Genomic DNA, 16,433 nt, shown 5'->3' with positions numbered 1-16,433 from the left:
TGAAAATAAAAGATATTATAAAATAATAAAAGGAGTTTTTTTGTGTTTTTATTTCAAGAATTGAAATGGCGAAATCTAATTAAAGATTTTAGTGATGAAAAACAAATAGAACAACTTTTAAATCAAGACAAGATTAGATTTTATGTAGGTTTTGATTTAACCGCTAATTCTTTAACTATTGGCCATTTAGTTCAAATTATAACTATTTTATTGTTACAAAAAAAAGGACATACTCCTTTTATTTTAATAGGTAGAGCTACTTCTTTAATAGGAGATCCGAAAGAAACGGAAGAAAGACGCTTATTAAATCATGAAAATATTCAAAAGAGTTTAATTGAAATAAAATCACAATTAACAAAAATATTTTCAAACAATAAAGTAACTTTTGTAGACAATTATGATTGGATATCTAAAATTAATATTATTGATTTTTTAAGAGAATACGGTAAACATTTTAATGTTAATTATATGATTTCTAAAGATAAGATAGCAAAAAGATTAGATAAAGGTATTTCTTATACTGAATTTTCTTATATGATTTTGCAAGCTTTAGATTTTTATTATTTATATAAAAACCATAATATTGTTTTGCAATTAGGTGGTTCTGATCAATGGGGTAATATTACATCTGGGTTAGATTTAATTAGAAAAAAAATTAATAGAAAAACAAATAATAAACATGAACAAAAACCTTTAGGCATGAGTCTGTCGCTTTTATTAGATAGTAAAGGATTTAAAATTGGCAAAAGTGAGAAAAATGCTGTTTGGTTAGACGAAAAACTAACAACACCTTATCAAATTTATCAATTTTTTTTTAATGTTAATGATCGTAATGTTATTAATTATTTAAAAATGTTAACTTTACTAGAGATTGAACAAATTTTAGAGTTAGAAAATCAAGTGAAAATATACCCTCATAAAAGATTAGCTCAACAAGAATTAGCAAAACAAGTTGTTTCTTTTGTCCACGGGCAAGAAAACTTCGAAGAATGTTATAGAGTGAATAATATTTTATTTCGTTCTGAATTAAAAAATATTAAAAAAGAAGATTTTGTTTTATTAAAAAAACATTTAGCGATAATAAATGTTCACAAACAAATTTCTTTAGTTGATGCTTTAGTTCGAAATCAAATAGCTGATTCAAAAAAACAAGCTAAAAGATTAATATTATCTAAGACTATCAAGATTAATAATAAATCTATTCAAGAAATTGATTATATTTTAACCCCTGATAAATGTTTATTTTTTAAATATATTTTATTAACAAAAAAAGATAAATTTCATTCTTTAATTATTTTTTAGTTTAAATAATTAAATTTTTTTGTTTTTTTATATTTTATTATTGTTTTTTTGTAAATATTTGAAAGGTGTATTTTTATAATTTAATTTGATGAATAAATTATATCGAGATTTAATAGTTAAACATTATCGTAATCCTTTGAATAAAGGTTTAGTGAAAGATAGCGAATCAATTCATTATTGCGTTATGCAAAAAAAAAATATGTCTTGTGGCGACGAAATTATTTTACAAGTAAAATTTGAGAATCAAAATATTACTGATATTAAATATGAAGTAAGAGGATGTGCTATTTTAATAGCTTCTGCTTCTTTATTGTCTTCGCATTTAAACAAAAATAATTTAACATTAGCTTTTCATAAAATACAAAATTTTTGTAATATGTTGCAAAATAAAGTTTTTAATCCGAGTCACTTAGATAAAGAATTACAAAGTTTGAAAGTAATTCAAAATTTCCCTGGTAAATTTATATGCGCTTCTATGCCTTGGCAATTATTATTACAAATGATAAAAAATCAGGTAAAAGACAAACAAATTTTGATTTAATTTTGAATATTTTCAATTTATATTGAAATTTGTAAATTTTCAAATTTAAATTATTTTTTTATTTTAGAGAATTTTTTCATTTAAATTTAATAGAAAAGGTATATTGGAATATTTGTCGTGGGTTTATGTTAAAAATAGTTAATCTTTATAAAAGTTTTGCAATAAATAAAAAAACTATTCCTATTTTAACAAAAATTAATTTAGATATCGCAGAAGGTAAAATTTTTGGTTTAGTAGGAGAAACTGGTTCTGGCAAGACTACTTTATTAAAAATAATGAATGGTTTGGAACAACCCGATATAAGAAAAGAGACTAAAATTGTCAAAAAATTTGATTATCAATCTAGCGGTATTATTTGGCAAAATTTTAATATTTTATCTAATTTAAATGTTTTCGATAATATTGCTTTGCCTTTAAAAATTAGGAATTATAATCCTGAAAATATTCAGCATAGAGTTTTAGAAGTTATAAATTTTGTAGGATTATCAGATTTTATTTACTCATATCCTAAACAACTTTCTGGAGGTCAAAAACAAAGAGTAGCTATTGCTAGAACTTTAGTTTATAAACCTAAAATTATTTTTTGTGACGAACCTACTTCATCTTTAGATGAAAAAATAGGCAAAAGTATTCTTCAATTATTTCATCAAATAAATAAAATAACAAAAACAACTATTGTTATTATTTCGCATGATAGTTCGGTTATAAAAACTTTATGCCATTCAGTTGCTATTTTGAATAAGGGTGAAATAGAAGAAATTATTGATTTAACACCTTCTTGTGATTTTAGATCATTATCTTATCAAGAAATTTTTGCAAAATAAATCAAATTATAATTTTTTTGCGAATATTTTTTATTTACAAAAATATAAATAAAACATAAGTTTTATTTTTTAAGCGTAAATTTTAATATTACAAAAAATAATAAAATATTTTTAGACAAGGTACTGGAAAAATTGATGTTTTGGTATAAAATTAAAAGAAAAAAATTATTTATTTCTTTTTTACTTTTATTTTGTTTTACAGTTGTTTATGGTTTGTTTTATTTTAGTGAAAAAAAATCAAATACTTTTAAAATAGCTACCGCTATACCTAGTATGAAAGATTTTTTGAATAGCCCTAATATTAAAGAGGAATTGAGAAAAGAAGGTTATGAAAATGTAGAGATAATTTCTTTATCAGATTTTGATCAACATAATAGATTATTGAAAAATGATGAAGTAATAGCTACATTAGATTCGCATTTACCTTATGTTTATTTTTTAAATCGAAACGATTCACCTTTTCAATTTGTTGTTGCGCAACCTGTTTATTGGGCTTATATAGGTTTATATAATGTTAAACAAGATAGACCAAATGAATATAAAATACATAATTCCCATGAGTTTGATTCAGTTATTAAAAAAATTAAAGAAGGTTCAAACAAAAAACCTATAAAGATTTTAATTTGTAATGAACCTCATCAAATTAATATTAGTTTACGTTTTTTAGAAAAACTCAAAATTATAGAAAGAAAAACTGGTCACGAAGATATAAATGAAAATATGAAAAATAGATGTTTTGATTTGACTGAGGATGATTTCGAAATTAATCCAAATATTATTCAAATATTTAAGTCAAAGGATAAAAGTCCAAAGGCTTTATCTGCGATGGTGCTTGAATTTAAAGATAAAAAAGATAGTAGCGATGATGAATATGATTTATTTATTAATTATCCTTCATTTGCTGGAGTTCAAAAAGAAGAAATAGATGTTATTAAAACATTAAAAAAACCTGAGAATAATGATTATAATATAGCTTATACGATTTCATTAATAACAAAAAAAGAAAATGAAGAAAATGATTTTATAATAAAATTAAAAAAGATTTTACAAAAAGATAAGTCAATTGAAGAATTACAAAGTAAAATAACAGGTTTAGTGATTCCAAAAGATGAAAAAGAAAAAATAGCTAGATTTATTAATACTAAATTTGCTTAATGCTGATAAAGGCGGGTCGGAGGAAATAAATCTCATTATATGAAAAATTTTTTTTCTTATTTTTATCGTATTTGGAATGTTTTAAAATATTCTCCATCTAATGGAAATTATTTATTATTGCAAGGTTTTATCGAAACTGTAAAGTTAACTTTTTTATCTTGTTTTATTTCTAGTGTTTTAGGTTTTTTATTAGCTGTATATTTATATTTATTAAAACTCCAAAAAAAAAATAAAATTTATTTTATTATAAATGTTTTTATTAATATTATTCTGTCTACTCCATATTTGATGTTAATCATTTTAATAATTAATCATTTCTTAGGTCCTAATTTTAGATGTTATTATGGTTTTAAAGCGGCTTTCTTTTGCTTAAGTTTTATTTTAATTTTTGTTTTCGCTCGTAATTGTGAACATATATTTTCGCAAATTAACCCTGAACTTTATCAAACAGCTTATACTTTAGGAGCTAATAAAAAACAATTTATTCAATATTTTTTATTAACGGAAGCTAGAGCTTTTATAGTTGTAAAATTAATTTCTCTTTTTATATCTTCGTTAGCTTATTCCAGTGTTTTACATATTGTAGGTCAAGGCGGTTTAAGTAATATAATTTATATATATGGTTGGAATAATTCTAATATTAATTTTAAACAATCAGGTTTCGAAGAAATAGATTTAATTTTAGTATCTATTATAATCATATTTTTACTGGTTCAGATAGTAAATTTAATTGGTAATTTTATTATCCGTAAATTAGATAAAACGAGATAAAATAATAATATTTTAAAAATATATATTATTTTATCTCGTTTTTTTTTAATTATAAATATTTTGAATTAAAAACTAATTAAATTTTAATTGTTGTTTTAATTTTACATAAAAATATATTTTGATTATATTTCGAAATTATGTGTTGAATAATTTATGGAGTTTTGTAGTTTCCTCCCACTTCAATCAAATAAAATAAAAATAATTTTGTTTTAAATTTCGATCAATCAATAGTTGCTTTGATATTTAAATTTAATATTAAAAAATAAAAAAATTTTATTATACTTCTTTTTATAATAATCACTAATTGTTTTTTTCAATTGTTTTATATGTTCAATATTTAAATTATCTATATTTTCTATTATTTCTTTTATATTAATTTTCATTTGATTATTATATTCGAATACGATTTCATAATTTTTATTTTCTGCGTTTTCTAAAATATTTACGCACATTTGTTCTAATTTATTTTTATGGTAATCTAAATATATTTCTTGTTTTATAGGTTCCCAATGTCTATTGGTTTCTTCTTTATAAAGATCTATTGTATTACAACCACAACAAACAGCCGCAGAAATTTTGAAAAAAAGTAATATAGTTTCGATAAATGAATTCATATTTTAGAATTATCCTTTCATTATTAAAAATAATTATATAACATTATTTATTCCTTATTCGAGGTAATTATGTAGAAGGATTTTAGTTTAAATAAGGAATTTTTTTATATTTTACTTAACGTCTTTACATTTCAAAATAATTTTGTTCTTTTGTATTTTTTTACATTTGTATTTAATAGTTCAAAATTATAAATTAAAAGAATAAAAAAAATAAAAAATAAGTGAATTCTAAAAATAATTTTTAAAAAAATCAAATTCTTTTTAATTGTATTATTTTACTATAAAATAGAAGATTAACAAATTATTTTGATAAGCTAACGTTAAGGAAAATAATATAAATATTTTAAAATAATTTTCAAAAATAAAAATAAATTTTTATAAAAAATTTCAATTATCCATTTTTTATAATTTAATCCTATTATAATAATTTATTTAATTATTTAATAATTAATTTTTATTTTTTTAATTAATTTTTAATTAAAATTAAAAATTATTTTAATTTCAACTTTATATTTTATAAAAAAATTACACATTTTTTTATCAATTTTATATATTTTAATATAATTTATTTATAATTAAAAATGAATTATTTTTTTATTAATTATTTTTTTTAAATTAATTATATTTATTGTTTATATCAAAATTTTTATATATTTTACTAAATATGAAGAAATTATGCTTAAAGGACTGAATTAATATATGTCTTCTTATTTATTTAAAATTATCCCTTCTAATTTTTTTCAATTATTATCTTCTGTTAATAAAGATATTTATATTGACTGTCTTTTGCTTTTAGAAAAATTAGCTGATGAAGATGATGATTTTAATATTAAAAAAAATATAGCTTTGAATAGTTTAGAGAAATATTTTGTAGAAAAAAATCGGATTTTATTTCAAGAAGAAATAAATAAACAAGACTTTGTTACTGATAATCGTCAAAAAGCTTCTCAAGTCCTGGCTTCTTTATATAAACATGGTTGGATAGGCGAAGAAAAAATTAGCTATAATATCACTAATATTCATTTTTTTGATTATAGTTTAGAAATGATTTATTTTTTTAAAAAAAATATTTATCAAGCGAAACCAGAGTCTATCGGAAATATTTATAGTGTTTATTCTCTTTTAAAATCTTTTTTAGTAGAAAAAAATTATACTTCTTTTCAAGAATCTCTTTTAAAAACTAAAAGTCTTTTAGTAAAATTAAAAATTTTAAAAACTATTATTTTTCGTTTTTATAATCAATTAATTAATCTTAATTTTAATTATAATTTACAAAATGTTTTAGAGCAATTGTTGTTTGATTATAAGAAAAATTTTTTTGATTCTTCTTATTTTATTTTAAAAACAACTGATAATTTTTTGAAATATTGTATTCAAATTAATTTGTTTCTTAAAGAAATAGAAACTAATCCTATTTATTTTCAAGAAATGAATAATCAATTAAAAAAAATTAATAAAAATTCTTCACAAATGAATATTAATTTGATTAAGAATCAAATTCAAGAAATTAAAACAAATTTAATATCAACTGATAAATTAATTAATATTATAGATCAAAAAAATGAACAATATTTAGAAACCGCTTGTGCTAAAATTTTATTTTTTGATAATCAAAAAAAAAATACTGAAAATCTTTTGAACTATTTTATTCAATTGATTTTAAATGAAAAAATAGATGCTTCATCTTTTATTAATTTATGGAATATTAAAAATTTAGATGATTTATCTTTTTATAAACCAAGAGTAAAGAAACTAGAAATAATGACTTCTATGTTGGATGTGATTCCTGAAGATATAGAATTAAATCTGAAAGAAAAGAAAAAATCTATTTTAGAACAAAAAGATTTTTTAACTCATAAGAATATTAATTTATTTGTGAAGGAATGTTTAAATCAAAAACAAACTTTGAAAGCATCAGAAATCATTTTAAAAACAAATCATGACATGACTCGGCTTATTTTAATTTATATTTATGCTAGATCAAATACTTATGATAATGTATATCAAATTAAAAAGTTAAATGTAAAAGTGAATTCTTATAATTTTTCTTTTTTGGATTTTTTAATTTTTAAAAAATCAAATTAATTTTAATTTCTAAAATTAATAATTTGAATATATACTTATGATGGTTTTAGAAAGAAAAATAATATTATATTTTAGGTTTTGCATTATAAAAAAATAAAAAAAGATTAGAAAGAAATGTTTGGATGTATTTTCAGATAAAAAAGATTAATAAATATTTTTTAATTTTTTTTATATTTTGTTTTTGTTTTAATCATAGTATTTCTAAAATATATGGCATTGGTTGTTGGCCTAATTGTTTGTCTTTTTGCTTTAAAATAAAAGAGGATTTACCAAATGTTACACAAAAAGAAGAAAATATTTGGAGCGATAAACTTGTGGCTAAATATAACGATAGTCAAAATAATAAAAAAGCAGTTATTTATAATTATGATTCTCATTTGAATCTTATAGAAAAAGAAGATATAGAGCAAAATAAATTTTATAAATATAAATATAATGAAAAAAATCAAATTATGTTGAGATTTATTTCAAATGAAAGAATTATTCTCGATCAATATGATAATTTTGATATATATGAATATAATGATCAAAATCAAATCATTAATATAAGAAATAATGAAGGAAAAATTAAATTTCAATATAAATATAATGATAAAGGTCAAAAGATTCAAAAAATTAAATTTGTATCACATAAATGTGGTCGTTGTATTCAAAGAAAAATTTTTCATTATAAATACAATGATTTAGGACAAAAAATTTATTATTCTGATATTTGTTATAAACAAAATGCATATTTTAAATCGTATAATACGAAAACAAAGAATTTTGTTTTATTCACTTATAAATATAATGATAAAGGTCAAAGAATTCAAAAAACAAATCATCAAAATTATAATATTTATTCATATAAATATTATAATTTTTATTCAAAATGAGTCATTTAGTTATTTATTTGTTTTAATCACTTAAAATGGTATAAATTATAAATTTAAAATTGAATTGTTATAAATTAGCAATTCAATTTTTTTATATATCGGGTTAAATTATTATTTTTATTTATATTTGCCTAAGGGGATATGAATCATGAAAATTTTTATTTTTTTAATATAAAATTGAAATTTATTCAGTTATAATAATTGTTATATGTTATATAATTATTGATATTGAATAAAATTAAATTATTTTGATTATAAATTGTTTCAATAGTAAATAATTTATTAAACTAGGTAAATATGATAATGAATATAAAATCTATTTTTAAAAAAAGTATTACTGATTTAAAATATCGTCCACTTCCCTTATTACCAGAAATTTTTTTGATCGGAAGAAGTAATGTTGGTAAGAGCTCTTTTATTAATTTTTTAGTGAATAAAAAAAAAATAGCTTTAGTTTCGAAAACGCCAGGAAAAACACTTACTTTAAATTATTTTTTATTGAATGATTCTTTTTATTTGGTAGATTCTCCTGGTTATGGTTATATGAAAAAAAGTTTCCAAATTAAAGAAAATGTTATCCAAATGATGAACAAATTTTTACAAAATAATTTAAATATTAAAATAATTTTTCATTTTATAGATTTTAAAGTAGGTCCAACTTCATTGGATTTAGAAATATATCAAATATTAAAACAATATAATTTTAATCCTATTTTAATTTTGAATAAAAAAGATAAAGTTTTAATTAATAAGATAAAATATAGATTAGAACAAATAAAAAAAATTTTTAATAAATTATGTTATAAAGAAATACCAATGTATTTACTTTCTTGTAAGTCCCGAGAAGGATTAGATAATATTATGGATTTAATTTATGCCACGATATAATAAGTATAAATTGTTATTTTTGTATTTATAAATAATTATAATTGATTTTTTTGTATTTTTATTTGGATTTTTTTATATAAAAAGAAATTGTATTATTGTGAATAACACATATTTAGGATGAACAAAATATATTTATGAAATCAAAATATTCTTTTCAATTGGTAGAAAAAAAAAGATATCAAACTTGGTTAGACAAAAATTATTTTCAAACTATAAATGATTTGAATAAAAAAACTTTTACTATTGTGATACCGCCTCCTAATATTACAGGTAAATTGCATTTAGGACATGCATGGAATAATGTTTTACAAGACATTTTGGTTCGACATAAGAAAATGTTAGGTTATGATATTCTTTTTTTACCTGGAATGGATCACGCGGGTATAGCTACTCAAAATAAAATTAAACAAAAGTTAAGAGAAGAAGGCTTTACAGATCAGATATTAAATAAAGAGATTTTTTTGAAATATGCCGCTTTATGGCGAGAAGATTATTCTAAAATGATTCGTGAGCAATGGGCTTCTCTGGGTTTATTTTTAGATTATAAATATGAAAAATTTACTTTAGATCCTTCTTTAACTGAAACAGTAGAAAAAGTTTTTATTAAATTATATGAAGATAACTTAATTTATCGTGATTATAAAATTATTAATTGGGACCCTTTTATTAAAACAACTTTATCTAATATAGAAGTTAATTATAAAGAAGTTAAAGGGAAACTTTTTTATTTAAAATATTTTTTATCTCACGATTCTAATTTATTTTTAGAAGTCGCTACTACAAGGCCTGAGACCATTTTTTCTGATCAAGCTTTAGCTGTTAATCCTAAAGATTCGAGATATCAACATTTGATGGGTAAAAAAGTTTTGGTGCCATTCACTAATTCTTGTATTCCTATTATTAGCGATAATTGTGTTGATATGAAGTTTGGAACTGGAGTAGTAAAAATAACTCCTGCACATAGTGAGATTGATTTTCAAATAGGTAAAAAAAATAATTTAAAATTGATTTTGTGTATCAATGAAAATGGTACCATGAATGAAAAAGCTCAAAAATATCAAAATTTGAGTATTTTAGATTGTCGTCGATTATTAATAGATGATTTAACAAAGTTAAATTTAGTGTCTATGATAAAAGATTATAATCATAGTATAGGTTTTTCAAGTATTTCAGGATATATGATAGAACCGAGATTATCTTTACAATGGTTTATTAAAATGAAAGATTTATCTGCTTTTGCATTAAATAAACATAAAATTAATTTTTTTCCTCAAAGATTTTTGAAAATTTTTAATAATTGGTTAGAAAATGTTGAAGATTGGTGTATTTCTAGACAATTATGGTGGGGTCATTTCATTCCTGTTTGGTATAAAGATGATGAAATCAAAGTTCAAAGAGAGAATCCAGGTAATGGTTTTATTCAAGATCCAGATGTTTTAGATACTTGGTTTTCTTCATCTCTATGGCCTCTTAGTACTTTAGGATGGCCTTGGCAAAAAGATTCTTCGTTAAAAAGTCGTTTTCCTGTGGATGTTTTAGTTACTGGTTATGATATTTTAACTTTTTGGGTAACTAAAATGGTAATACAAAGTTTTTATTTAACGAAACAAAAACCTTTTCAAAATGTTTTATTGCATGGTTTAATTCGAGATTCTCAAGGACAAAAAATGTCTAAATCTAAAGGAAACGGTATAGAACCTCGAGATATTATTCAGAAATACGGTATAGATGCTTTGAGGTGGTTTTTAACTACAAGCGTGGCTAATGGTTCTGATTTATGTTATGATGAAACTAAAATCATGAATAGTTGGAATTTTATTAATAAAATTTGGAATATAAGTCGTTTCGCAAAAATAAATCTTCAAATTTTAGATCAAAATTTTCAAGAAGAATTTTTATTATTACCTGAAAAAGCTTTATTATGTCAATTTTCTCAATTAATTCAAAAAGTTGATTCGTTATATCAACAATATGAATTCCATATAATAGGAGAATTGTTGTATCATTTTATTTGGGAAGATTTTGGTAATTGGTTTTTAGAATTTTTGAAAATTTTCTTAAAAGAACAAAAAGAAAAATATTTAAACACTCAGAAAGTTTTATTTTTTGTCTTGACAAATATTTTAAAATTATTGCATCCTTTCATTCCTTTTGTTACTGATGCTATTTATGAAGAATTAACCTTAGGTAAATCTATTATTCATGATTCGTGGCCTAATATTAATTATTTTAATGAAAAAGCTTTAGAAGACTTTCAAAATTTAAAAAATTTAATTGTGAAATTTCGTAATTGGAAACAATCTTATCAAATTAACAAAAAGAATTTAAAATTATATATTAGTGTTCCTTTTCAGAAAAAAAAAGATTTACAGATTTTTAATTCTATTTTAGTTACTTTTTTTCAAGTAAGTCAAATAGAAGTTAGTGATAATTTGTATTTTAAAGATTATTTTTGTTTATTTTCTGAAAAAGATATATCTATTTTGATAGAACAAAAATTTTGGAATCAAATTAATAATTTAGAAATAAAAAATAATTTGATTAAACAAGAAGAACTTCTTTTAAAAGAAATCCAAAGAAGCGAAAAAATTTTAAGTAATAAATCTTTTATGTCAAAAGCTCATCCTAACAAGATTCAAGAGGAAAAAGAAAAATATCAAAAATATTTAAATAAGTTGAATAAATTAAAACAAAATAATAAAAAATAAAAAAAATTTTAATGAAGAAATATAAGTTATGTTTATAAATAAAAATATTCATTTTACAGTTTGGAAAACTGCGGCAAAACCTAAAGCTAATATCATTTTTACTCATGGATTAGGCGAAAGTAGTCGAGATTATTCTGATTATTTAGGAAGCGTTTTTAATAGTGCTGATTATAATATTTTATTGTATGATGTGAGAGGACATGGAAAAAGTATCGGAAATAAAGGTGATATTTCTAATTTTCATGTTTGGATAGACGATTTAAAAACTATTATTGATTTTGTGAGAAAACAAAATAATTTAAAGATTTTTTTAATAGGTCATAGTATGGGCGGGATTATTACTCAGAATTATGTAGTTAAATATGGAGATGTGGATGGCGTTGTTATCAGTTCAGCTCCAGTTTTTATACCTTCTCATTTAAATAAATATTTAAAGTATCCTTTGTATTTGTTTAATTTTAAAAAAAAGAAACTTAATTTTAATTCTTCTAAAATCGTTAATTCATTTGTTAGATATCCTAACAATCCTTATAGATTAGAATACGTAACTTCGCGTTTGTTACGTAATTTGTTATTTTTAAGTTTACGTTACCTCAAACAAAAATTATATCTTTATAATTTACCTGTTTTATTTTTATATGGTTTAGAAGATCAAATAGTATCTTATCGTAATGGTGTTTTTTTATTTAATAATGTTTTGTCAAAAGATAAAAAAATTAAAATATATAATAAAACTTATCATAATTTATTTCATGATATAGAATCGGAAAAAATTTTGAGTAATATAATTGAATGGTTAGATAAAAGAATTTCATAATTTACTTATTTTTTTCTATATTTTTATTTATGATAATTAAATAAAAATTGATTATAATTAAAATATTTATAAAATAAAATTTTTGAAAGAAAATATTTTTTTATATTTTCGAATTTTATTTTTTTCAAAAAGAGGTAATCAGATAATAATATGAATAATAATAATGTTTTACAAGATATTTTAAAAATAAGTAGTTTGACTTCAGAAGAGGTTTTAAAATATTTTGATACAAGCTCAAAAGGCTTAAATATTGAAGAAGTAAAAAAAAGACATTTGATCCATGGTTTAAATGTTATGAAATCAAATAAAAATTTAAATGTTATTAAGCAATTTATTAAACAATTTACTTCTATGTTTGCTATTTTATTATTAATATCAGGTTTTTTAGCTTTTTCTATTAATGAAACTGCTGTAGGAATTGCTATTTTAACAGTTGTAATTGTTAATGGTTTTTTTTCTTTTTTTCAAGAACGTAAAGCTAGTAAGATTTTATCTTCTTTAGGCGATATGATTTCTAATAAAATTCAAGTTTATCGCGATGGTGAAGCGAAATTTATTGATGTAACGGAATTAACCATTGGTGATGTAATTTTTTTAGATATGGGAACTAATATTCCTGCTGATGCAAGATTAATAGAGACTAATAATTTTTATGTAGATAATTCTATGTTAACTGGCGAAACAATTCATTTAAATAGGACTTGTGGCCCTAATATTGATAATATTGAAGTTATTTCTGAAATACCAAATTTAGTATATGCAGGAACAACAGTAGTCCAAGGCAGTGCTAAAGCTGTTATTTATTCTATAGCTAATAATACTCAAATTGGAGAAGTTTCAAATTTAGTACAAAATATTGATAAAGGTTTAAGCACTCTTGAAAAAGAAATTCATAAAGTTATTATAATAATCAGTATAATCGCTTCGTCTTTAGCTTTATTTGTTTTTTTAATTTGTTTATGGCGTTATGGCACTAGTAGTGATTCTGTGAAATCTAATTTTGAGATTTTCAAAGCATCTATTACTGTTGCTTTGGGAATGTTGGTTGCAAATATTCCAGAAGGTTTATTGCCTACTATTAATTTGAGTTTGGCAATCGGTTCTCAAAGAATGGCGAAACAAAAAGCTTTAATTAAAAAGTTATTTTCTGTTGAAACGTTGAATTCTACTACTGTTATTTGTACAGATAAAACAGGTACTTTGACAGAAAATAAAATAACTTGTAATAAAATATTATTTCCTGGTGGGTTTGTTGATATTACAGGTAATGGCTTGAATAAAGAGGGGGAATTTAAAAATTTTGATAAACAAAAAAATGATAAGATTTTAAGCAAAATATTTATCGCCTCTATACTTTGTTCTGAAGCAAATTTGATTGATGATTCTGTAAATAAAAAAGATTTCCAAATAATAGGTAGTCCTACTGAAGGATCTTTTTTGATTGCTGCTAAAAAATATGGTCTTGATATTCAAACTATTAGAAATAATTTTGTTGTAGAAAAAATGATTCCTTTTTCGTCTGAAATAAAAAAAATGAGTGTTTTAGTCAAAAATTTATCTCAAGAAAATTATGATATTAATGAAAGATATGTATTTATTAAAGGCGCGCCTAGCATTTTATTAAAAGATTGTAAGTTTCAGTATAAAAATAAACAAGTAGTTGAATTTACTCAACAAGAAAAAGAATTTTTTATTAAACGTAATGAAGAATTATCTAGTCAAGGTTATCGTTTATTAGCTATCACTTATAAAAAATTAGAACCTAATCAAGAAATATATGAAGAAAAAGATATTGTTTTTTTAGGTTTTATAGTAAATTATGATCCCCCTAAAGTTGAAGTACGTGATGCAATTGATAAATTATATAAAGCTGGTTTAAAAGTTACTGTTATTACCGGTGATTACGGTCCAACAGCTGTAGCAATTGGCAAACAAGTAGGTATTATTAAAGATGAACAATATTTAAATATAGACGGCTTACAAATGGATAAAATGTCTCAAGAGGAATTGCAAAATATTTTAAAAATTCCTAAGCCTATCTTATTTTCTCGCACAACTCCTAAACATAAATTAAGAATTATACAAGCTTATCGTTCTAATGGAGAAGTGGTAGGTGTTATAGGCGATGGAGTTAATGATATTTTAGCCATGAAAGCCGCTCATATTGGTATTGCTATGGGTAAATCTGGTAAAGATGTTGCTCGTAATACAGCTGATATGATTTTATTAGATGATAATTTTTCTACTATTCCAAAAGCACTTTTAGAAGCTCGTGGTATCTACGATAATATTAAAAAATTTATAACTTACGTTTTTAGCTCTAATATTCCTCAAATTTTTCCTGTTATTTTTATGGCTATGTTTGGAGTGCCGCTTTATTTAACTGTTATGCAAATTTTAGCTATAGATTTAATAACTGATTTAATTCCAGCTATAGCTTTAGGAGCGGAAGAAGCTCAAAGTAGTTTGTTAGACAAAAAACCTATTACTAAACATGATCGTTTATTAGATAAAAAATTATTGAAAAGAGGTTATGGTTTTTTAGGCTTAATTGAAGGCACTTTAGCTTTAATTTTCTTTTTATGTTATTTTCATTATTCAAGTGGTCAAAATATAATTTCTTTTGCACAAAATTGTAAATTTACAAATTTAATAGATTTTGAACATTTTAAATTAGCCTCTACTATGGCTTTTGGAGCCGTTATCTTCACTCAAATAGGTAATGTTTTTGCTTGTAGATCTGATAAATTTTATTTTTGGCAAACCTCTAAAAAAAAGAATATTCTTTTGTATTTTGGTATTTTATGTGAATTAATTTTATTTATTTTTATTTCACAAATTCCAGTCTTGAACAATTTTTTTGGAACAGTCAGAATACCATTTAAAAATTATATCGTGTTGTCTTCATGTATTTTTATAATATTATTTTTTGATTTTATTTATAAATTTATTAATAATAAAAAGAAATTACAAAAAAATTAAACTTAAAAAAAAGTTTAATTTTTTTCTTTTTTAATAAAATATTATTAAGATGATAATATTTTATTAAAAAAAATTATTATAAAGATTTTTAATTATTGAAATAAAGGAAAATGTTGAAAATAATGAAACTTATTGTTGGTTTAGGTAATCCAGGTTTAATTTATGATAATACTCCTCATAATATAGGCTTTATGATGATTGATTATTTTTTAGATTATTTGAAAAAAAATGTAAAAATAAAATTTACAAAAGAATCATCAAGTTTAGTTTATAAATGTCAAATAAATGAAAAAGAAATTATATTATTAAAACCACAAACTTATATGAATTTGTCTGGAGCAGCTATAAAAAATATTATGCAAAAATATAAAATCAATATAGAGGATATTTTGGTTTTATATGATGATATTTATTTAAAAGCTGGTTGTTTTAAACTAAAAAATAAAATTGGTCATGGTGGCCATAATGGTATAAAAAATATTATAGAAGTTTTAAAAACTAATAAATTTAAAAGATTAAAGATAGGTGTAGGTCGTGATTCTTCGAAATCTTTAAATGAATATGTTTTGAGTCCTTTTGAATTAATAATTAAAAAGTCAATTTTGGATAAATTTCCTTTATTTGGAGATATATTAATGTATTTTATTAAAGATTTGGCTATAGATAAAATTTTAAATTTTGTAAAAATAAAATAATAATAATTTTTTTAAAATTATTTTTTATATGTTATAATAATGTGTTGCTAATTTTAAGAATTAATTTTTTTATTTATATCTTATGATTAAACTTATTTCTTTGAAAACTGAAGATGATATTTTAAACGATTAAATAATTTTAATTCAATAAAAATTATTAAATATATTTATATATG

At 21.4% G+C, this 16,433-nt stretch carries 13 protein-coding genes; 12 read left to right on the top strand and 1 reads right to left on the bottom strand.

The window, feature by feature from the left end; genetic code table 11:
- Positions 1-42: 42 nt before the first annotated feature.
- The 5 genes from tyrS to ACTCUI_RS00635 all read left to right on the top strand — a co-directional run bounded on the left by tyrS (position 43) and on the right by ACTCUI_RS00635 (position 4,593).
- On the top strand, positions 43-1,302 hold the full coding sequence (gene tyrS / locus ACTCUI_RS00655; protein ID WP_463430792.1) for a tyrosine--tRNA ligase: 1,260 nt from the start codon (positions 43-45) through the stop codon (positions 1,300-1,302).
- Between the two features lie 88 nt (positions 1,303-1,390).
- Positions 1,391-1,843, top strand: a complete 453-nt coding sequence (sufU, locus tag ACTCUI_RS00650) for a Fe-S cluster assembly sulfur transfer protein SufU (RefSeq protein ID WP_463430790.1) — start codon at positions 1,391-1,393, stop codon at positions 1,841-1,843.
- 125 nt (positions 1,844-1,968) lie between these two features.
- A complete protein-coding gene (locus ACTCUI_RS00645; RefSeq protein WP_463430788.1) occupies positions 1,969-2,667 on the top strand; it encodes an ATP-binding cassette domain-containing protein in 699 nt (232 codons plus the stop codon).
- A 135-nt stretch (positions 2,668-2,802) separates the two neighbouring features.
- Entirely contained in the window at positions 2,803-3,822 is a 1,020-nt protein-coding gene (locus tag ACTCUI_RS00640) for a MetQ/NlpA family ABC transporter substrate-binding protein (RefSeq protein ID WP_463430786.1), read from the top strand.
- A gap of 39 nt (positions 3,823-3,861) precedes the next feature.
- A complete protein-coding gene (locus ACTCUI_RS00635) occupies positions 3,862-4,593 on the top strand; it encodes an ABC transporter permease subunit (RefSeq protein ID WP_463430784.1) in 732 nt (243 codons plus the stop codon).
- A 224-nt stretch (positions 4,594-4,817) separates the two neighbouring features.
- Here the strand turns inward: ACTCUI_RS00635 and ACTCUI_RS00630 are convergent, their stop codons facing one another.
- Positions 4,818-5,207, bottom strand: coding sequence for a hypothetical protein (locus tag ACTCUI_RS00630; RefSeq protein ID WP_463430783.1), 390 nt, complete (start codon positions 5,205-5,207; stop codon positions 4,818-4,820).
- A gap of 699 nt (positions 5,208-5,906) precedes the next feature.
- Here ACTCUI_RS00630 and ACTCUI_RS00625 point away from each other — a divergent pair.
- The 7 genes from ACTCUI_RS00625 (at position 5,907) to pth (ending at position 16,257) form a co-directional block, all read left to right on the top strand.
- Entirely contained in the window at positions 5,907-7,292 is a 1,386-nt protein-coding gene (locus tag ACTCUI_RS00625) for a Wadjet anti-phage system protein JetA family protein (RefSeq protein WP_463430782.1), read from the top strand.
- A gap of 122 nt (positions 7,293-7,414) precedes the next feature.
- Positions 7,415-8,167 (top strand): hypothetical protein, encoded by a 753-nt coding sequence (locus ACTCUI_RS00620; protein WP_463430781.1) that lies wholly within the window; start codon positions 7,415-7,417, stop codon positions 8,165-8,167.
- A gap of 303 nt (positions 8,168-8,470) precedes the next feature.
- On the top strand, positions 8,471-9,055 hold the full coding sequence (yihA, locus tag ACTCUI_RS00615; RefSeq protein WP_463430779.1) for a ribosome biogenesis GTP-binding protein YihA/YsxC: 585 nt from the start codon (positions 8,471-8,473) through the stop codon (positions 9,053-9,055).
- 134 nt (positions 9,056-9,189) lie between these two features.
- Entirely contained in the window at positions 9,190-11,763 is a 2,574-nt protein-coding gene (locus tag ACTCUI_RS00610; protein ID WP_463430777.1) for a valine--tRNA ligase, read from the top strand.
- A 28-nt stretch (positions 11,764-11,791) separates the two neighbouring features.
- On the top strand, positions 11,792-12,580 hold the full coding sequence (locus tag ACTCUI_RS00605; protein WP_463430776.1) for an alpha/beta fold hydrolase: 789 nt from the start codon (positions 11,792-11,794) through the stop codon (positions 12,578-12,580).
- A gap of 150 nt (positions 12,581-12,730) precedes the next feature.
- A complete protein-coding gene (locus tag ACTCUI_RS00600; RefSeq protein ID WP_463430774.1) occupies positions 12,731-15,562 on the top strand; it encodes a cation-translocating P-type ATPase in 2,832 nt (943 codons plus the stop codon).
- Positions 15,563-15,684: 122 nt separating this feature from the next.
- Positions 15,685-16,257: an aminoacyl-tRNA hydrolase gene (gene pth, locus ACTCUI_RS00595; RefSeq protein WP_463430772.1), complete on the top strand. Its 573-nt coding sequence runs from the start codon at positions 15,685-15,687 to the stop codon at positions 16,255-16,257.
- Positions 16,258-16,433: the final 176 nt, after the last annotated feature.

The sequence above is a fragment of the Brinjal little leaf phytoplasma genome, assembly GCF_978563805.1.
The sequence above is the reverse complement of the archived record's forward strand: the minus strand, read 5'-3'. Positions and strand labels throughout refer to the sequence as shown.